The 17,740-nt window shown below is 51.1% G+C and carries 20 protein-coding genes and 2 pseudogenes; 19 read left to right on the top strand and 3 right to left on the bottom strand.

Annotated features, from left to right (window positions below; all coding sequences use genetic code 11):
- Positions 1–112: 112 nt before the first annotated feature.
- Positions 113–1,045: a DMT family transporter gene (locus FHW66_RS09575; RefSeq protein WP_183379550.1), complete on the top strand. Its 933-nt coding sequence runs from the start codon at positions 113–115 to the stop codon at positions 1,043–1,045.
- Entirely contained in the window at positions 1,042–2,247 is a 1,206-nt protein-coding gene (locus tag FHW66_RS09570) for an aromatic amino acid transaminase (RefSeq protein ID WP_221196965.1), read from the top strand. Before FHW66_RS09575 ends, FHW66_RS09570 begins: the two co-directional genes overlap by 4 nt.
- 37 nt (positions 2,248–2,284) lie before the next feature.
- Here FHW66_RS09570 and FHW66_RS09565 read toward each other — a convergent pair whose 3' ends face one another.
- Positions 2,285–3,739 carry a DHA2 family efflux MFS transporter permease subunit gene (locus FHW66_RS09565; RefSeq protein WP_183379549.1) on the bottom strand — a complete coding sequence of 485 codons (1,455 nt, stop codon included), beginning with the start codon at positions 3,737–3,739 and terminating at the stop codon, positions 2,285–2,287.
- Positions 3,740–3,870: 131 nt separating this feature from the next.
- Between FHW66_RS09565 and FHW66_RS09560 the strand changes: the two genes are divergently transcribed.
- Positions 3,871–4,818: a LysR family transcriptional regulator gene (locus FHW66_RS09560; protein ID WP_183379548.1), complete on the top strand. Its 948-nt coding sequence runs from the start codon at positions 3,871–3,873 to the stop codon at positions 4,816–4,818.
- Here FHW66_RS09560 and FHW66_RS09555 read toward each other — a convergent pair.
- Positions 4,810–5,898 carry a fatty acid desaturase gene (locus FHW66_RS09555; protein WP_183379547.1) on the bottom strand — a complete coding sequence of 363 codons (1,089 nt, stop codon included), beginning with the start codon at positions 5,896–5,898 and terminating at the stop codon, positions 4,810–4,812. The genes FHW66_RS09560 and FHW66_RS09555 overlap by 9 nt on opposite strands.
- Before the next feature lie 479 nt (positions 5,899–6,377).
- A pseudogene (locus FHW66_RS09550) lies at positions 6,378–7,076 on the bottom strand (SDR family NAD(P)-dependent oxidoreductase); the annotation flags it as partial.
- A 173-nt stretch (positions 7,077–7,249) separates the two neighbouring features.
- On the opposite strand from FHW66_RS09550, the gene FHW66_RS09545 reads away from it, so the two are divergent.
- From FHW66_RS09545 to FHW66_RS20930, 16 genes and pseudogenes are all read left to right on the top strand, one after another.
- Complete coding sequence (locus FHW66_RS09545; protein WP_183379545.1) at positions 7,250–7,567, top strand: hypothetical protein; 318 nt, start codon at positions 7,250–7,252, stop codon at positions 7,565–7,567.
- Positions 7,561–7,749, top strand: a complete 189-nt coding sequence (locus FHW66_RS20730) for a hypothetical protein (protein ID WP_183385581.1) — start codon at positions 7,561–7,563, stop codon at positions 7,747–7,749. Before FHW66_RS09545 ends, FHW66_RS20730 begins: the two co-directional genes overlap by 7 nt.
- A gap of 97 nt (positions 7,750–7,846) precedes the next feature.
- Positions 7,847–8,125 carry a tyrosine-type recombinase/integrase gene (locus tag FHW66_RS09540; protein ID WP_183379544.1) on the top strand — a complete coding sequence of 93 codons (279 nt, stop codon included), beginning with the start codon at positions 7,847–7,849 and terminating at the stop codon, positions 8,123–8,125.
- Positions 8,126–8,788: 663 nt separating this feature from the next.
- On the top strand, positions 8,789–9,115 hold the full coding sequence (locus FHW66_RS09535) for a cellulose synthase (RefSeq protein ID WP_183379543.1): 327 nt from the start codon (positions 8,789–8,791) through the stop codon (positions 9,113–9,115).
- Between the two features lie 2 nt (positions 9,116–9,117).
- Complete coding sequence (locus FHW66_RS09530; protein WP_183379542.1) at positions 9,118–9,372, top strand: hypothetical protein; 255 nt, start codon at positions 9,118–9,120, stop codon at positions 9,370–9,372.
- Positions 9,359–9,562 carry a major capsid protein gene (locus tag FHW66_RS09525; RefSeq protein WP_183379541.1) on the top strand — a complete coding sequence of 68 codons (204 nt, stop codon included), beginning with the start codon at positions 9,359–9,361 and terminating at the stop codon, positions 9,560–9,562. Before FHW66_RS09530 ends, FHW66_RS09525 begins: the two co-directional genes overlap by 14 nt.
- Before the next feature lie 130 nt (positions 9,563–9,692).
- Positions 9,693–11,255, top strand: coding sequence for a hypothetical protein (locus FHW66_RS09520; RefSeq protein ID WP_183379540.1), 1,563 nt, complete (start codon positions 9,693–9,695; stop codon positions 11,253–11,255).
- A gap of 2 nt (positions 11,256–11,257) precedes the next feature.
- Positions 11,258–11,560, top strand: a complete 303-nt coding sequence (locus tag FHW66_RS09515) for a DUF2523 domain-containing protein (RefSeq protein WP_183379539.1) — start codon at positions 11,258–11,260, stop codon at positions 11,558–11,560.
- A 9-nt stretch (positions 11,561–11,569) separates the two neighbouring features.
- A complete protein-coding gene (locus tag FHW66_RS09510) occupies positions 11,570–12,547 on the top strand; it encodes a zonular occludens toxin domain-containing protein (protein WP_183379538.1) in 978 nt (325 codons plus the stop codon).
- 457 nt (positions 12,548–13,004) lie between these two features.
- Positions 13,005–13,892 (top strand): hypothetical protein, encoded by an 888-nt coding sequence (locus FHW66_RS09505; RefSeq protein ID WP_221196964.1) that lies wholly within the window; start codon positions 13,005–13,007, stop codon positions 13,890–13,892.
- Positions 13,892–14,347 carry a hypothetical protein gene (locus FHW66_RS09500; protein WP_183379537.1) on the top strand — a complete coding sequence of 152 codons (456 nt, stop codon included), beginning with the start codon at positions 13,892–13,894 and terminating at the stop codon, positions 14,345–14,347. Before FHW66_RS09505 ends, FHW66_RS09500 begins: the two co-directional genes overlap by 1 nt.
- A 151-nt stretch (positions 14,348–14,498) precedes the next feature.
- A complete protein-coding gene (locus FHW66_RS09495) occupies positions 14,499–14,780 on the top strand; it encodes a SymE family type I addiction module toxin (protein ID WP_183379536.1) in 282 nt (93 codons plus the stop codon).
- A 230-nt stretch (positions 14,781–15,010) separates the two neighbouring features.
- Positions 15,011–15,661: a hypothetical protein gene (locus FHW66_RS09490; RefSeq protein WP_183379535.1), complete on the top strand. Its 651-nt coding sequence runs from the start codon at positions 15,011–15,013 to the stop codon at positions 15,659–15,661.
- A 128-nt stretch (positions 15,662–15,789) separates the two neighbouring features.
- A complete protein-coding gene (locus tag FHW66_RS09485; RefSeq protein ID WP_183379534.1) occupies positions 15,790–17,034 on the top strand; it encodes an AAA family ATPase in 1,245 nt (414 codons plus the stop codon).
- Positions 17,031–17,273, top strand: a pseudogene (locus FHW66_RS21215) (HNH endonuclease); the annotation flags it as partial. The gene FHW66_RS09485 and the pseudogene FHW66_RS21215, both read left to right, overlap by 4 nt.
- Positions 17,274–17,456: 183 nt before the next feature.
- Positions 17,457–17,612 (top strand): hypothetical protein, encoded by a 156-nt coding sequence (locus FHW66_RS20930; protein WP_255458915.1) that lies wholly within the window; start codon positions 17,457–17,459, stop codon positions 17,610–17,612.
- Positions 17,613–17,740 lie beyond the last annotated feature (128 nt).

The following is a 17,740-nucleotide window of genomic DNA, read 5'->3' as shown; positions in this document are numbered from 1 at the left end:
CAATTTTTTAGCAGTATCTGCCAAAAATCGCCTTAATCTAGGGTGAAATTGGCATAATCTTCCCCTGCCATTGGCCCAAAATCTGTACTTACCCTTTGATTTTGGAGCACGCATGACACTCTCCAGCAGCACCTCGGTCGCCCGCGCTGAGACCTCACCCCGACTCAGTCGCAGCCAGATTGGCTGGATTGCGATGGGTATCACCGTTCTGATCTGGGCAGGTTTTTCCGTATCACTGCGCGCCATCAGTCACTCGACGCTGAGCTCGGCCGATGTCGCCTTGATTCGTTTCCTGGTCCCTGCAATTGCCTTGCTGCCCTTCATTCGTGCGCGCTTCGCTGCGCTCAAGGCAATGCGACCACTGCATGCACTGATGATTGCCACCGGTGCCGGCCTGCCGTTTTTCCTGATTGCGGCAGCGGGTGGACGCCTCACTTCCGCGGCCCATGTGAGCGTTCTGGTCGCCGGCACGGTACCGCTCTCGGTGGCATTGTTAGCCCTGGTGTGCTGGCGCGAGCCGATCCAGTCCGCTCGGCGGCTCGGTTTGCTGGTCATTATCGCGGGTGTGCTGTTGATGGTGGCAGGCCTTGGCGCCATGCAATTGCCGATGCTGCAAGGCGTCGCACTGCTACTGATCGCCAGCCTGCTGTGGGGAATGTACACACTGGCACTGCGCAAAACGACTATCGACCCGGTCGGCACCCTGATGCTGATTACTTACCCTGCGGTGTGTAGCATCGCGATTTTGATGGCAACTGGCGCCATGGAAAGTCACCTCGCACAGGCCAGCTTCAACGACATTGGCTGGTTCGTGCTGGTGCAGGGCATTTGCGTCGGAATACTCTCGCCGCTGGCCTATGCGGCAGCAATCCGCTGTCTCGGCAGCGTACGCAGCTCCACGGTTGGTGCACTGGCACCGGTGATTGCAGCCCTGATCGCCATTCCGGTGTTGCATGAAATACCGACCCTACTCTCTGTCGCGGGAATCCTTGCCGTTACGACCGGCGTCGTTTTGACAAATCGCAATGCCAAACGAGGCACATGATGTTTCTTGATTTCACCAACCCACCACGCGATCCCTTATGGACGCTGACCAGTGCATTTCGTGCTGACCATCGCCCCGAGAAGCTTGATCTCGTACTTGGCGTTTATCGCGATGAAACGGGTATTACCCCTGTCATGGCCGCAGTGCAAGAAGCGGAGATCCACCTTGCCAAAGCTGCCGCCTCAAAGACATACCGCGCGCTGTCGGGCAATGCCGACTTCAACCTTGGCATGACACGTCTGTTGCTGGGACAGGACAACGAGGCCACTGAGCGTGTCGTCACCATGCAAACGGTTGGCGGTACCGGTGCGCTGCGGCTGCTGGGAGAGCTGATTGCCGCCGCGCACCCCGGCGCGACCATCTGGCTCTCCAACCCTGGCTACATCAACCATCGCCCCATCATGCGCGCCGCAGGTCTGGCCGTTGCCGAGTATCCGTGGCAGGAACGTCATGGCAGGCTGGATCTGGCCGCTGTCCTCTCTGCACTGGCGGATGCCCGAACCAATGACGTCCTGTTGCTGCAGGGGTGCTGTCACAACCCGACCGGAATCGACCTGTCGCCAATCGACTGGGAAATCATTGCCGATGTCTGCCGCGCCCGTAACATCATCGTACTGGTCGACATGGCATACCAGGGGTTAGGCGACGGGCTAGAAGAGGATGCCGCCGGCTTGCGCCTGCTGGTCTCCCGACTTGATACCGTACTCGTTGCCTCCAGCTGCTCCAAAAACATGGGCTTGTACTGTGAACGGACCGGTGCTGCTACCGTCATCGTGCAGAAGGCCAGCGCATTGCCGTCCATCAGAACCGTCATGGAAGGTATTGCGCGCTGTAATTACTCGATGCCGCCAGAGCACGGCGCCGCCATCGCTGCCACGCTCATGGCCGAACCAGCACAATGGCACGCAGAACTGCAACAAATCCGTACCCGTATTGCCGGTATCCGCAGCGCGCTGGCAAGTGCCTTGCGGGAGGCCGGTGCACCACAGTCCATGCAGGCGGTGTTACGTCAGCGCGGCATGTTCTCGATACTGCCACTGGATTCGCACGCCATGCATCGCCTACGCGAGCAGTTCGCGATATATGGGACAGCCGAAGGACGCATCAATGTTGCCGGTCTGACTGAAGACAAGATTGGGCATCTGGCACAGGCGCTTGCCGCAGTGTCATTACCAGACGCTGCTGCTGAACTAGCTGCCTGAAGCCCATGCACAATCGTGCACGCGTAAGCCGGTATTCTCACAGTACCGCTTCGCGCACCTGGCGAATCCGACAGACGCTCACGGCAGTTGCTGTCATCGTTGCGGCAACGGCAACCCACAATGCCAATCGAATCGCGTCGATATCTTGCACAGCATTAGTGGATAGTTCACCGTGAACGACTGCACCTGCGGCATAGACAGAGAGAATGATCCCCAGCAACGACGCACCGAGGCATTGGCCAAATGTCCGCATGATGGCCAGCACACCGGAGGCGTTGCCACTGCGTTCGCGTGAGGCATTGGACAGCATTTCACGGTTATTCGGGCTTTGAAAAAAACCAAACCCGATTCCGCACACCAACGCCCGCCAGCTGATATCCCAGGCCGCAGGCTGCGCAGGCAAGAGCGCCAGCAATCCCAGACCGACTGTGAACACTGCCAACCCGAGCGTCGACAGCAATGCCGGCGAATGACGATCGGCAAGCCGTCCGGCGTGCGGAGCAACGAGCACGATGCCGATCGGCCACGGTGTAAAGAGCAGCGCCGACTGAAAGATGCTGTAGCCATACACGCTCTGGAACAGGAACGGCAAAGCGACAAATGCAATACCTTGCCCAACGAACGAGGCCAGCGATGTCAGTGCGGCTAGCGAGAACCGTGCAGAGGAAAACATATCGAGTGGCAGCAAAGGCTCGCGAGCGCGGCGTTGATCATAGACAAATGCCACGCTTGCACCCAATGCGACAACAGCATATGCGGCAGCAGTCAATAACGCCTTATGATGCTGCGCCCCCTGTGAGAGCTCGGCACAGGCGTCCGCCGCCATGATCAATGCGCCCATCGCAATTGCGGAGAGCACTGCCCCAGCGATGTCAAATGGTGCACGCGTACCGCTACGATTGTCTGGAATGGCACGCCAGGACAACCATATCGAAGCCATCCCCAATGGCACATTCATGGCGAAAATCCACCGCCAACTCAGCATGGCCAACAGCGTGCCGCCCAGAACCGGGCCGATTGCCGTACTGGTCGCGATGAGCACCGCATTCAATCCGAGAATGCGCCCGAGCAGACGATTGGGAAATATCGTGCGATGAATCGCCGGCGCAATGCTGAGCATGGCGGCACCACCAAATCCTTGCAACAGCCGCATGAAAATCAGCATGGCAATGGTCGATGACAGCGCGCACCCCAGAGAAGCCAGCGTAAAAACAATCAAGCCCGCGGTGAAGAGCCTGCGAAACCCTATTCTGCTGGCCAGCGATGCAAACGTCGCCAATGTCATTGCCACCGCAAGAAGGTAGCCGTTGGCAACCCATATTGAGGTGCCGGCAGACGCGTTCAAAGCCAGACTGATTTGGGGCAGCGCGACATTGACGATGGTCCCGTCAAACACCGCCATCGTTGTCGCGACCATCACGGCAATCATTGCCTGACGTCGCGGTACGCCGGGGAGCCCCTCGTCGTCGGGCATGTCTGAAAATAATTCCATTTTTAATCCATCCTGGGAGTGCATTTGTGAGTGCAATATAACGAGTTAGCAGACATGACGGAAGACGCATCGCTTGCATTGAATACCTGCACCAAACGCCTGATCTGATAGCAGCATGCTAGGATAGTTATATGTCAGAACCCGATCTGAACCTGTTAATTGCACTAGACGCATTGATCACCGAGGCGAGTGTCGCCGCAGCCGCACGCCGTTTGGGCCTGAGTGCGTCGGCAATGAGCCGCACCCTGTCCCGGCTACGTACGGTGACGGGAGATCCTTTGCTCGTAAGAGCTGGTCGGAGGATGGTGCTGACACCGGGTGCTGAGGCATTACGCGAACGCACCAGAAATATTATCCACGAGGCAAGATCAGTCCTTCGCCCCTCGATGTCTACACCAGATATCTCGACCCTCAGACGCACCTTCACGATCCGCGCAAATGATGGCTTTGTAGAAGCGTTCGGCGCAGTCCTGATCGGAGCGATCGGCAAGGATGCACCATTTGTACGTCTATGTTTCGCGCCAAAGGCAGAGAAGAGCTCGCAGCACCTGAGGGAAGGTAGCGCCGATCTGGAGATTGGCGTGGTCAGTGACATGGGACCAGAAGTACGCCTGCAAACTTTATTTCGTGATCACTTCGTCGGTGCAGTGCGTCCCGGGCACCCGCTCGAAACCATCGGCGATGTCACGCTTGCGCACTACGTGGCCTGCGGCCACGTCATTGCATCTCGTCGTGGGCGCAGCAGCGGCCCCGTGGACCAGGCATTAGCTGCCATCGGCCTGAAACGCAACATCGTTGCCATTGTGCCGAGCTTTCCGGCAGCGCTGGCGATCGCACGGACATCAGACCTGGTGGCATTGGTGCCGGCATCCTTCCTGCCAGCTGCACAACGAGCCTCGAAGGTTGGCTCTGCCGAAGCGTTCTATCGTTTCGAGCTACCGGTGGCAACCGAACCAATCACCATTTCACAGATGTGGCACCCGCGTCTGGAGCGCGATCCAGTCCATCGCTGGCTGCGCGAACGGATACTTGAGGTCTGCAGAGCCGTTGCGCCCCTGCAGAGACCAAAGTCATATTGAGGTATTGCGCCTATTGACCTCTGCAACGGACACCAGCCTGCGCGCAGGCAAATCCCACAAAATATTTCTCAATGCAGCGGGAATCTCAAACAATCCCACGCGCGTTACGCCTGCAAACAAGTGCTGAAACTCATCGTGGCAGGCCGCGAGCCGATAGTTGGGAACGCTGGCGCATAAATGATGCACATGGTGATAAGCGACGTCTGCGGTGAACCAGTTTAGCCAGCGTGGCAAAACCAGAAAGCTCGTACCATGCAAGTTTGCCTCGTCCCGGTCCCAGTCCTTATCCTCGCTGGCGTAGGCATGATCAAAGTTGTGCTGGACAGAAAAGAGGACGATACCAAACGCCCCCCCCAGTGATCCGCTCACCAAATAACAAATAAAAAAAAGCCACGAACCAAGTCCCCAGACCATCAGACCACAGGCCGCAAACAGCAGTAGATTGTTGCTCAGCATATAGCGGTAGTGCACCATGGATGTTCCCTCCTTCAAGGAGGCACCGACATTCACGTTATTTTCACCACGTCGTGCAAAAAGACGGAATGCCAGCTGATAGCTGGCGCGCAGCCACGTGATGCGGGGATTGACCAGGAAGTAGAGACAGCCCGCAATTGGTGACAGCAGAATATGGCGGTTATAGCGGTAACTGCGCTTTTGACTTGCGTTCATGGCAAGGTAATCCGAGACACAGACAACATTCAACGGCCCTCGATACTTCTCCCAGTTGCCGTTGGTAGCGTGATGATATCGATGATTCTCCGCCCAAACCTGTTGCGGTATCCCAGCGAGTACCCCCAACAAAAAACCACCGATGCGGTTCAGCGATTTGCTACGAAACAGACTGTTATGCCCGCAGTCATGCATCAGCACGAAACCGCGCAGCAGAAACAAGCTGAGACAAACGGTCGCCGCTACAACGAGCAAGATCGACACCTGCGAGGCCAGATAGATTGTGTACCAGAGCCCGGCGATTGGCACGATGACTGAAAGTAATTGCAGTGCCCCGCGACGATTGGTGGATACGGTGTAGCGATCTACGATCGCGCGCTTGGAGACTTGCCATTCGACTTGGGTGAACATGATCGACCTTGATGATGTGCATGATCACCGTTCCTGATTGGAATTCAGGCCAGATTAATCACCGAATACGATGAAGAGTAGATTCGCCGGCAAGCCCTCTTTACATGCGGGTTTGAGGAGAAGTCCTCCCGATCATTCAATTACTCCAATACAATCAACAAAAAATTATTTGAAGAACTCTATCACAACAACATTCTTATTATTAAATTTATTTAATTTGATTTTTATTGGTGATTTTGATTTTTTAGCCTTTTTCAACCCACCTAAACCAAGAGCATATTGCAGGCATGATAATTTTGCGACCTTGACATGTGCCATTGCGCAAGCCTATCCATCACGCGTCAGTAGTGCGACATCGTCAGCGAGAGCAGCTTGATCTGTAAAGAACAAAAAACGCGCACCACAGAGCAACGTGAATGCGTCCGACTCTTTAGCATGGCAGCTTCTGTCACCAAGGAGTCACCATGACTTTCAAACTTTCACGCCGCGATGAGTGCCATGCTTGGCCACACTATTTTCTGGTGAACGGACAGCCGAAGCGATTCTTTGATGAAAGTGCGGTACGTGAACTCTGATGGCTCTTTGGCAGCACGCCATACCGCTTCTGCCACATCCCTCGTCTCAGTAACTGGAGAAGGTTTACCCCATTCTGCGAAGGTATTCTGCGCCAAATCAGCATACGACTCAGGAATCGTACTTTGCATACGGGATCGTGCGTTTTCGCCAAAACGTGTTGTCGGCGCCCGTCCCGGCAGTACAAGATTCACGCGCACATTGAATTGTTCGAGTTCCAGCGCAAGCGACTTGGTGAACGAGTTAACCGCCGCCTTGCTCGCGGTGCACACCGACAGCAAGGGAAGAAACTTCACAGTGACGGACGATGTGACATTGAAAATGACGCTCTCCCGACGTTGTCTGAACTGTGGGAGCACTGCTTGTATCAACGCCATCGTGCCATAAGTGTTTGTCTCAAAAATCTCACGCACAGCAGTCATCGAGATACCTTCCAGAGCGCCTGGCATGCCGATTCCTGCATTATTCACCAAGACTTCGATTTCTCCTGCTGCCTCAACGGCCTGATGGATACTGCTCGGATCGGTGACATCCAGAGCAAGTACACGTAACCGATCACAACGCGGCAGAAGATCTGCACGCGGCGTACGCATTGTTGCGATGACATGCTTGGCCGTATATGCATCAAAAATGTCGCCATTTATTCAGCCGGAGTTGAAATGAAACGAATGACTTTTTTGAATTTATGTTAAAAAATTCTCGATGTGCGAAATGTGTTTGAGGTCGTCTTAACGATTCGCATATTTTGTATGTACACCTGATTTTTAAGGAGATATTTATGGCTGCTAGCGCGACAGAGAGAATCGTCGTACAAACGAGTGCCCAAGAAAAGTGTGCAATTCTATCGAAGGCCAACAGGCTTGGCCTATCTATCTCAGAGTTGATGCGAAGAGGTGCATCAACATACGAGACTGACGATACTGATCAAGCGCTTAACAACTTGGCTGACCGTGTTATCGCAATTTCAAATCGCCTAGACAACTCACTGCATGAGGTCCTGATATTTGTAGATGAAAGCAATAAACGCATCGAACAAATGGAGGCTGCCGCAAAGGCAAGAAAGGCACAATGGGAAAAAGAGGCATCGTCATGTTAGCCACCGAACGATTGTGGTCCGCCTTGACCTCAATGATCAAGTTACAGGACAAAGTGATTCGTCACAATGACGTGATCAGAGATCAGCAAGCCAAGATAGAGAATTTGACAGAGAGATTGATCAAGGTCGAAACAATCCTTGAATTGCTCATGCGGGCGGGTGACGTAAGGACCTTGAAATGAGCGGAGAGATATGTTGGCTGCCACGTCGATGGCAGCACTCTTCATAAGGGAGATCGTAAGACCGAAACAGCAAGTACTAAAGTAAGTCGCGGACTACATGAGTTGGCGCTCAAGTGATCCCCTACCTCCCCATTTATCCGCCATGGCCGCATTCTCATTAGCGACTGGTTCAAGGCGTTCCAACGTCACTGGTCTAACGTGGTCGAAGATCAATTTCAAACGGAAACTGGCGCGATTCGAAGCTGATGTGATGAAGGCGGGCAATCCGCAAATCGTTCCATTAAATCAGGATGCTATGCGCATCTTACTTACCCGCAAAAACATACATCCTGGCAACCTCACCAAACACCCCCTCAATTACGATGTGAAAATATGAAATATTCTAGATTTGTACAGACAAATGCCGAGTTATCGAATCGGAATTTTGAACGTAAAAAAGGCCCACCAAGCGGTGGGCCTTTTGTATTCTGGTGCTGGCTGCAGGACTTGAACCCGCCACCCCCTGATTACAAGTCAAGTACTCTATACAGGTCCCAATCCCGCTTGGGGAGCGAGTTATAGGCCCATTCGTTGCCATCCTCCACCGTTACGTTTTTCAATATTTCTTCTTAGCCCCCACCTTCCCCACCGAGTTTTTCAACGGAATTTATCGCTCAGTCATGGTTCGGTTTTGGCGTAGCCATCACACGAATAAAGTTGGATTGATTTGACTCTGACCACAGCGCTTACTAAACACACCTGCAATATTTTGACTATTGACAAATAGCAATTGATAAATATTTCCCAATGGAAATAAAAAATCAAGTTAACTAACATGCAGCCCAGCAATTACACAAAGTTTCCAAATTGACAATTAAAAATTGTCTATAGCTACTCCCACATGTCTGTTGTGGGCATCAAAAATTGTCAGCTGTCGCATGCAAAAAAATGCTGCTGCAAACATGAATTTCTAGCGACAACGCCCTATTTCTTCCGCTCATCCTGAGCAGTTGTGCGGCCCCAGTAAGGCCAATTGTTTTCCCCCTCTAAAGGAAACCGCATGGACCAGAAGCACCACATCACTATCGCCGGTATCAAAGTCATCGAATACAAAAGCAAGCGTACCGGCTTGCCCGAGCAGATGAAATTCGCGCAATGCGTCGTCACTTCAAGCGACGAAGTAAAGGGGGAGCAAGTCTTGGTCGGTGAGTTGATTCTTCCCAAACATCTGCATGACGCACCCAAGGGGGAATACTTGGCAGAGTTCGAACTCTCGGTGGGTCAGGATCTTCGTATCGGTGCGCGGCTGGTGCATCTGCATCCAGTCAATATGTCTGCTCGTCCATCACCCACTGCATCTAAACCAGCTGCGGCTCCACGGAGCTAACAATGCTGCCTTCAGACGATGAAACGACAATCCAAATCGCAGTGACGCCGCCGCCACTGACCGAGCAAGAAATACGCGTCATCGCAAGGCAAGAAATTCAGGCAACAGGTGCCACTTCAGGTCTTCAGCCACTGCTTGAAATGACGCCAGATCAAGCCATTGCCATCAGTACTGCAATTGCACTCCTATGGGCAACGGCTTGGTGCTTTAAACAAGTGGTTAATTTTTTAAAGGAAAAAGATCATGAAGATTCTTGATAAAACCAAACGGCTTGTCATTGCGATTCCCCTCTTGGCTGCCAGCGCTGCACATGCTGTGGCCGTCGATGTCACTCCTGTGACCGCTGCCATCGCAGACGCCGGAAAAGCCATTGGTGTCGTTGGCGCAGCCGTCCTGGTGATGGTCGTCGGCATGAAGGTATGGAAGTGGATTCAGCGTGCGTTGTAAGCCGATTCACTAAAAAGGCATGGTTAGCGCTGACCATGACTTTTTTCTCTTGATGGGGATCAAATTGGGATTGATCGTACTTGTCGCAGTCGTCGGCGCATTTTGGATTCTCTTTCAAGGGTAAGTCACTATGCGTACACTTTATTTTCTTCTTTTATTTACCTATTCAACAGCCACTTACGCAGCGAATGTTTATATGTTGGAGTATTACGAACCATTCTTTAAAACACCTGACGATGCCTGTGTTTACTATAGAGACGTTGTACTACGAACAGGATTGAGCGGCTATAAAATAGTTAGAACATCACAAGATTTATGGTGCTATGTAGAATATTCAAGACCGGGGTCTTTCACTGGCACAATTCTCGTCACGAGGACTGAGAATGACCCATGGCTCGCAACATACCGCAAAAGAAAAAAACTATGCGTCGCCAATTCCACCGAGAAAATCACGTTATATGTTGGTTTAACTAATGAGCAGCGGAAGCTGGAAGAGGAGTATTCCTATCCGACCAGCTTTAATGGTTGCGACATCGAAGTTACGAAAATTACAGATTGCTGGTCTTTTAAAAATGAAATAAAAAATGAGCCCAATAGACCTACGTATTGTGAATTCGTCGTTCAATACCTTGGTACGAATACGCCGAACAATAATGCCGATGGCCAAAGCTCAAATTCTGGAAACACGGGGGCATACGGTCGCTACGAAAGAACAGAAACGAGAGAAGATGGTTCAATCGAAACCATTCTTGTTGAAGAAAATATTATAAAAAATCCAGATGGAAGTTTGCGAAAAATAACCGTCGAAACGCGTACATTGCGTCGACCAGATGGCTCCACAGTAGTTAGTCCTAGTACGCTCACATCGAAAACTATTGGGGACGAAAAGAACCATATTGACGGTGGTTTCGACTTTTCCGGCGGTAATACAAATGACCAAAATGGCACGCAGAGCGGTGATGGAGCCAATAACAACGGCGCTAGTGGTGGTCAGAGCGGTGGTGAAACAAATAGCAATAGCTCAAGTGGCGGTCAGAACGGTGGGGGAACAAATAGCAACGGCTCAAGTAGCGGTCAGAGCGGTGGGGGAACAAATAGCAATAACTCAAGCAGCGGTCAGAGCGGTGGCGGAACAAATAACAACAGCTCAAGTGGCGATCAGGACGGCGGCGGAACAAACAACCATGCAACCGATGATCAGAGTGACAAAGACACGAATAATAAAAACCCAGACCTAGAAAATCTGTGCAAGTCGAATCCACATCTAACACTCTGCAAAGAATCCAAAATCACTGCGAACTGCATCAGCTTTTCCTGCGAAGGCGATGCGATTCTATGTGCAATGACCCGCCTTCAATATGAAAATGCATGTCGTACACAGGAAGATCGAACGTCTCTAGAGAAAGCGCCTTACACATCGCTAGGCGATCAACTACTGGCCGGACGTGATCCCCTGCAGGATCGACTACCAACCCCACAAAATGGAAAAACTATCTCGCTAGGTAAGCTCGACAATTCCGGCTTTCTCGGTAGCGCGCAATGCCTGCAAGACAAAAATCTTGTCGTTGCCGGACAAACCATTGTCATCCCCCTCTCAGGCAGTTGCCAATACTTTCTCATCCTGCGTCTTGTGATCATGGCCACGGCCTCCCTGGTAGCAATGCGCATCATCACCGGTGCCGTCAGAAGATAACCATGCCTCTATTCATTTCTGCTCTATTAGGAGGGCTCGCTACCGTCCTCACTTCCTTGGTGGGCCGCGTTCTATTCGCCCTCGGCATCAGCTATATCAGTTTCACCGGCATCACCACCATGAGTGACTACGCCATGTCGCTAGTCAAGGAGAGCATCAGCGGCCTCCCCGTCGAAATACTCAATCTTGTCGCCTACATGTGGATCGATAAAGCGATCACCTTAGTGTTCTCAGCCGTGGTCGCCTCGTTCGCGCTCAGGCTAGGTGGATCGGACACGCTCACATCGATGATCATCAAAAAATAGGATGCCCCCATGCTACAGCTCATCACCGGTTTGCCCGGCAATGGCAAAACGCTCTATGCGCTCGCCTATATCAAGCAATGGGCGGAAAAAGATCACCGTACCGTCTTCTATTCCGGCATCGCAGAACTCACACTAGACTGGACCGAGATCGAGGCAGAAAAATGGTATGACTGCCCACCCAATAGCATTGTCGTCATCGATGAATGTCAGCGCGTTTTCCGGCCACGTTCACTAGGATCACAAGTACCCGAACACGTCGCACGACTCGAAACCCATCGACATCAAGGACTCGATATTGTCTTGATCACCCAGCACCCCATGCTGGCTGACACAGCAATTCGCCGCCTCGTCGGCAAACACATGCACATCGTGCGCAAGTTCGGCACGCAAAACGCCACGATCCATGAATGGGGAAGCGTCAAAGACAATTGTGATAAGCCAGCCGCAAAGAAAGACTCCATCAAGCACCACTGGCGCTACGACAAAAAATTATTTAGCGTCTACAAGAGTGCAGATGTTCATACGGTCAAGCGCAGCATTCCCATGAAAATCTACTTCTTTGCAGCCATCCCGTTTCTTCTGGCCGCAGCAGTCTGGTACCTGTATCAGTTCGCCCAAAGCAAGATACAAGCGCCATCCCTCAATACCTCACGTCTACACACAAAACAAGAACCGCCCCTATCAGCCTTTGCCCACGAATCGCCGAATTCGCAATCACTCAACAGCCAAGAACATCGCCGTCTTTATCAAAACGCCGTAGAGGATGCCAAACAATATATTTATGAGCGCACCCCACGCCTTGAGGGGCTGGCATTCACGGCACCGCATTACGACAAACTCACCCAGCCAGTCCGTGTACCTCGACCGTCAGGCTGTCTGTCAAGCATCGATCAATGCGCGTGTCATACCGAAGACGGAACGCCCCTAAACATGCCTGAAAACGTCTGTAGAAACATCGTCAACAAGGGCCTCTTCATCGACTTTTAGGTGGCAAGAGCGCATGCATATTGAAGGCCCTATAGAACGCATGAGAACGCCTCCGCTCGCGGTCATGTGCCGTGCTGTGGGTGTTGTTCTTCTGCCAGACAGCGCAGCCGACAACGATCCTCGGCTGCTCATTTCCAAAACATGTCGCGTGCGGCCGCAGGCCGATGGTTGCCGTAGCTGCCGGGTCGGTAGACCTTCGCGAAGCGAACAGCGTAGCCGGCAACCAAGCATGTTTTGGCGCACAGGTGGTCGCGCATCGCCATCGGCTGTCGCGCGCCGCTCGTCGGCCGCTTGCGGCGACGGCGGCATGGCACGAGCGAAGCGAGTGCCTAAACTTGTATTAGGGACACTTAACGGAAACCACACCAAAACCGTGAGTGAATTGAAATAGAAAAAGGGCGCGAATCCTGCCAGATTCCGCCCTCGTGATCAACGCCAATGTAGAAAGACACCGTCGATGGACCTCACTGTATTCGATGATCTAGAAACAATCAATGATTTGCTGCCCGAGGGATGCCGGGCCGCGACCAATGAAGAGACCGCACGCTGGCTACTCGATGATGGTCCCGTACTCAAAACCACCTGGACAATCTACGACCGCAAGTTTGCAGATGGTCAGCGCGAACTCTGTGCCACCCGAACCACCAGAATCAAACAGAGCGGCCCACTCCCCTATCCCAATCACGCGCAACGCGGCGAATCCGAGAATCGCGATGAGAACGACGATGACAGCGCCAAGCGTGCCAAACAAACCGTCAGATTACGTTGTAAGGCCATTTCTGCCGATAGGATGATCACACTCACCTATCGCGAGAACATGCAGGACATCGTGCGATTAAAGAAGGATTGGGACAGTTTTAGGCGGCGCATGGGCAAGTGCAAACAATTTCACTATGTCGCCACCATCGAGCGCCAAGAACGCGGGGCCTTTCACATCCATGTCGCAGTCAGAGGACGGCAAGTTTATCAACTAATCCGCTCGATCTGGCAACGCATCGTCGGCACCACCCAAGACGGCAAATCAAATGGACAAATTAATGTCCGCGATCCGCATCGATTTGGATTCGGTCAAACCGGTTCGCACAAGCTCGCCGCCTACATCGCCAAATACATCACGCTGGATGCGACGGGCCACACCCTCAATGCAAAACGCTACTGGACCAGTCGCGGCATTGTCGTGCCAGAAAAGAATTTTTATCAATTGCCCTACGGGGCAACGGCATCAACCGCGTTCGCGCACGTCATGACCCTAGCGGCTGATCACAATAGCCACGGCATGACGTTTTTTAGTAATCAGGCTCTCGGGGTATGTTGGGTGGCGACTGAGCCAATTGATCGGAGGTAATGCAATTGTTGTTGGAGACGACCAAGACCTGGGACGAAGCCGTCAAACGCTGGCTTCTCGAAAAAGCAAAAAAGAAATCACTACAGTCCGACGAATTTAACATTCGTTGGCTCAATAAATATCTTGCCTGTGTACCGTTAGAAAAGATCGATCGCAGTGTGGTCGCCACCTTAAAAACGGAAAAGATGGCAAGCGGCGTCTCGAACGCCACGGTCAATCGCATGCTAGCGCTGTTGCGTAGCATTTTAAGAGTCGCCGTATCTGAGTGGGACTGGATTTCCTCCGCTCCTCCGATCAAATTGCTTCGGGAGCCATCGCGACGGATTCGCTACCTGTCTTCCGCACAGGCGATTCGACTTTTGTCAGAGCTAGAGAACTTGACAGAGAGATTGATCAAGGTCGAAACAATCCTTGAGTTACTCATGCGTGCAGGTGATGTACGGACATTGAGATGAGCGGAGAGATATGTTGGCTGCCACGTTGATGGCAGCACTCGTCATAAAGGAGATCGTAAGACCAAAACAGCAAGTACTGAAGTAAGTCGCGGACCACATGAGTTGTAGCTCAAGTGATCCGCTAACCACAACCAACTAGCAGGAGTTGATAATGGCTAAGCAAAATCATACGCGAAAAATATCCGCGTCTCAAAACAGTAAACAAGTGCGTTTTTTAACAGTGCAGCTTTCGAACTCAAAAGCACCATGGCTTCGTTTGCACGGTTTATGGCTGCAACAAGCTGGATTTTTACCAAGATCTCGCGTTCAGGTCCGCGTTATGGATGACTGCTTGGTGATCACACGAGAGCAAGCCCCACCAAATTTGGATGATGCCTGCACGAACACGCTTACTGAGATGCTCCGGAAAATTAAGCTTCGCAAAGCGGGTTAGATTCTTGGGTCGCTCACTCGGCCCAGTTGCACTGAACTGACGAAAGCGAATGGGAGTAGGCAGGACAAACAAAGGAAATAGGAGCTCATAAATACAAATGGCCCACCGAAGCGGGCCATTCTAACTCTCTTGTTTCTGGGGGGAGGCTTACGCCAACAAGTCCCAAAACACACAGGGCGGATTATATACCCTTTCGAAAGCACATACAACCGAACAGAAGCGCACCGACCATGGCACTTTCACAGCAACAAATCGCAGCCATCACAAGCGCGATGTCCCCAGCACGGATGGATACTTACCTAAACGCTAGGGGTTTTGGCGTTGGAGCGACTGCACTTGACATATACGTCTGGAACGCATTGATCTCCGGTGCCTTCTTTTCGTCTTTACACATTCTGGAAGTTGTTATCCGCAATGCGATTGCGCATGCACTTGAGTTGAAATACGGTACCAACTGGCCTTGGAATAGTGGCTTCGAGCGAACACTATCAGATTGGTCGAAAGAAGAACTGCAATCCGCAAGACGCGGCATAAGTATCGGCTTCACAGGCAAAGTCATTGCAGAATTGAAATTTTCATTCTGGTGCAATTTATTCACTGCAAGGCAAGATCAGCATCTTTGGAATGCATACATGCGCACCGTGTTTCCCAATCTACCGCTTCCCCTCTCTGTGCCAGCTGCCAGAAAGATGCTTTATAACGACATGGCGACACTACGCGTTTTTCGTAATCGTATCGCTCACCATGAGCCGATCATTGCATACCCGCTGGTAGAACATCGAGATCGCATACAACGCTTACTCAAGTTACGCTGCAAAGACACCGAAGCATGGATGTATCAATGGCAAATCGTGAACGCCACTTTGTCAACGCGTCCGTAGCGCAATTCCATGCAAACAAGATTTTTATCCTGATTTTTTTTAAGGACTAGTCTAATATTTTAGATAATGGCAGAATTTTCGAATAGTCGCAGGTCCTTGGACAGTGACTTATTAAATGAGAATATATTATGAATTTCGAAAAACTAACTTTGAAGGGTTGGCAACAATTCGCTGAGATTGATATTTCTTTCCATCCGCGAGCAACTATCATCACGGGTGCAAACGGTAGCGGAAAAACTACAATCCTCTCTTTTTTGGCGAGGCATCGAGGTTGGCAACAATTTTCTCTCGCGACGCCTAAGACCGACATAATCACCAATGTGCTCAGATATTTTTCTTTGATCACGCGCCCCGAAAAAAACGAGAGTTCAGACCGTTCGATTGGTACATTGACATACACGAATAACGTAATTGCGACATTTTTGGTACCAGAGGCAGGGGGCGCTCAATACCAAGTACAAATTCAGAATCAACAGCCTGCTAGATTTTTCTATATTCCTTCGCATCGCCAAACCTTCTCATATAGACGTGTCGGGCACGTAAATACTAGCCGCAAAGAAAGGCAGGCTGCCTTCGAGGAAATTCAGGCTAATCATATTAATCGGCATACAGGTCAAAGTGGTGAGCCGAGTAGCCTTCTAATGAAAAATACGCTGTTGAGCTGGGTGATCAACGGTTACGGGGTGCATAGTGAGAGCAGAACTATCATGCCTTCAGACCCGCAACAAGTGAGAAATTTTGAGGGCTTCCGTGACGTACTTAGAATCATATTGCCCGTATCGCTAGGTTTCGAGGATCTCGAAGTTAGAGATTATGAGATCGTTTTTTGTTGCAATGGCGGTGCAAATGAATTTCTTTTGGAAACGGCTTCCGGGGGTATTTCTGCGCTGATTGACATTGCATGGCAAATTTATATGTTCGACTCTGATGCTAAAGAGCCCTTTACCGTTGTGATTGATGAGGTTGAAAATCACTTGCATCCAAGTATGCAGCGAGCGCTTTTACCAAATTTATTATCCGCATTTCCTCATGCAAAATTTATTGTCTCGACTCACAGCCCGTTAATTGTCACCTCAGTCGAGGACGCGAATGTATATGCACTTCGATATGATCATCGTCAAAAGGTACACTCGCATTTGTTAGACTTCAAAAGTGAAGTTAAGAATGCAATCGATGTGTTGGATGAGGTCCTCGGCGTGTCAACAACCATACCTGCATGGGCTGTGGACAAACTTTCAAACATTCTGGCGAAACATACTGCAAGTGATCCCACTTCAGAGTCGCTATTAGCTTTACGAGTAGAACTCAGGGATGCGGGGCTTGGGAGGTTATTTCCAGACGCTGTAGCAACGGTTGCGGAGGCTCGTAAATGAGACGACTCCATCGCCCACCGTGTCCGAACCCAGATGCTCTGAGGACCAATTACAAACATCCCGAGAATAAAAATGCCTTATTGAAAGCGTCATATGGGAAATGTATGTATTGCGAAAGCCACGTAGCGCATATCTACTTTGGCGATGTCGAGCACATTCGCCCCAAGGCTGAGGGGAAATACCCTCATCTAGAATTTGAGTGGACAAATCTTGGTTATTGCTGTGCGCGGTGTAACAATGCAAAAAAAGACCAATACGACGAGATGTGCTCACTAATCGATCCATACACAGAAGATCCCTCAACCCATCTTCTCGCGTTCGGTACAACGGTCAGGCACAGAGCCGGAAGCGAACGCGGAGCTATAACAATAGCTACTATCGAATTAAATCGACCTGAACTTATCGAGCGACGGGCAGTCCGCTTGAATCAGCTTCAACATGCTTTAGACGCTTGTTACCGAACAAAGAGTATTGCGATTCGAGAAGTATTGCTTACGGCTCTAGAAGAAGAAGGCAATATAGATAAAGAATTTTCGATGTTCGCAGCAGCCTTAATTGAGGCTAATCAGAGAAAATGAGTACTATTTATTAAATTATATCGAGGAAGTTCGTTCAATATGTAGGCATACGCTCCCGTATGCAAAAATCCTGATAATCTAAAAAATCAACAATTCAAAGGAAAAGCATGAAACTGCCGACCACTATC

The sequence above is a fragment of the Herbaspirillum sp. Sphag64 genome (genome assembly GCF_014192645.1).
Lineage (GTDB): Bacteria > Pseudomonadota > Gammaproteobacteria > Burkholderiales > Burkholderiaceae_D > Herbaspirillum.
This window is presented reverse-complemented; position numbering and strand designations above follow the sequence as displayed.

Excerpts from the sequence above, each read along its gene's own strand:
- FHW66_RS09490 (WP_183379535.1), top strand. The coding sequence starts at position 15,011 with ATGGCACTTTCACAGCAACAAATCGCAGCCATCACAAGCGCGATGTCC.
- FHW66_RS09530 (WP_183379542.1), top strand. The coding sequence starts at position 9,118 with ATGCTGCCTTCAGACGATGAAACGACAATCCAAATCGCAGTGACGCCG.
- FHW66_RS09520 (WP_183379540.1), top strand. The coding sequence starts at position 9,693 with ATGCGTACACTTTATTTTCTTCTTTTATTTACCTATTCAACAGCCACT.
- FHW66_RS09495 (WP_183379536.1), top strand. The coding sequence starts at position 14,499 with ATGGCTAAGCAAAATCATACGCGAAAAATATCCGCGTCTCAAAACAGT.
- FHW66_RS09485 (WP_183379534.1), top strand. The coding sequence starts at position 15,790 with ATGAATTTCGAAAAACTAACTTTGAAGGGTTGGCAACAATTCGCTGAG.
- FHW66_RS09545 (WP_183379545.1), top strand. The coding sequence starts at position 7,250 with ATGGCTGCTAGCGCGACAGAGAGAATCGTCGTACAAACGAGTGCCCAA.
- FHW66_RS09555 (WP_183379547.1), bottom strand. The coding sequence starts at position 5,898 with ATGTTCACCCAAGTCGAATGGCAAGTCTCCAAGCGCGCGATCGTAGAT.
- FHW66_RS09500 (WP_183379537.1), top strand. The coding sequence starts at position 13,892 with ATGCAATTGTTGTTGGAGACGACCAAGACCTGGGACGAAGCCGTCAAA.
- FHW66_RS09540 (WP_183379544.1), top strand. The coding sequence starts at position 7,847 with ATGAGTTGGCGCTCAAGTGATCCCCTACCTCCCCATTTATCCGCCATG.
- FHW66_RS09575 (WP_183379550.1), top strand. The coding sequence starts at position 113 with ATGACACTCTCCAGCAGCACCTCGGTCGCCCGCGCTGAGACCTCACCC.
- FHW66_RS09560 (WP_183379548.1), top strand. The coding sequence starts at position 3,871 with ATGTCAGAACCCGATCTGAACCTGTTAATTGCACTAGACGCATTGATC.
- FHW66_RS09535 (WP_183379543.1), top strand. The coding sequence starts at position 8,789 with ATGGACCAGAAGCACCACATCACTATCGCCGGTATCAAAGTCATCGAA.
- FHW66_RS09525 (WP_183379541.1), top strand. The coding sequence starts at position 9,359 with ATGAAGATTCTTGATAAAACCAAACGGCTTGTCATTGCGATTCCCCTC.
- FHW66_RS09505 (WP_221196964.1), top strand. The coding sequence starts at position 13,005 with ATGGACCTCACTGTATTCGATGATCTAGAAACAATCAATGATTTGCTG.
- FHW66_RS09515 (WP_183379539.1), top strand. The coding sequence starts at position 11,258 with ATGCCTCTATTCATTTCTGCTCTATTAGGAGGGCTCGCTACCGTCCTC.
- FHW66_RS09565 (WP_183379549.1), bottom strand. The coding sequence starts at position 3,739 with ATGGAATTATTTTCAGACATGCCCGACGACGAGGGGCTCCCCGGCGTA.
- FHW66_RS20730 (WP_183385581.1), top strand. The coding sequence starts at position 7,561 with ATGTTAGCCACCGAACGATTGTGGTCCGCCTTGACCTCAATGATCAAG.
- FHW66_RS09510 (WP_183379538.1), top strand. The coding sequence starts at position 11,570 with ATGCTACAGCTCATCACCGGTTTGCCCGGCAATGGCAAAACGCTCTAT.
- FHW66_RS09570 (WP_221196965.1), top strand. The coding sequence starts at position 1,042 with ATGATGTTTCTTGATTTCACCAACCCACCACGCGATCCCTTATGGACG.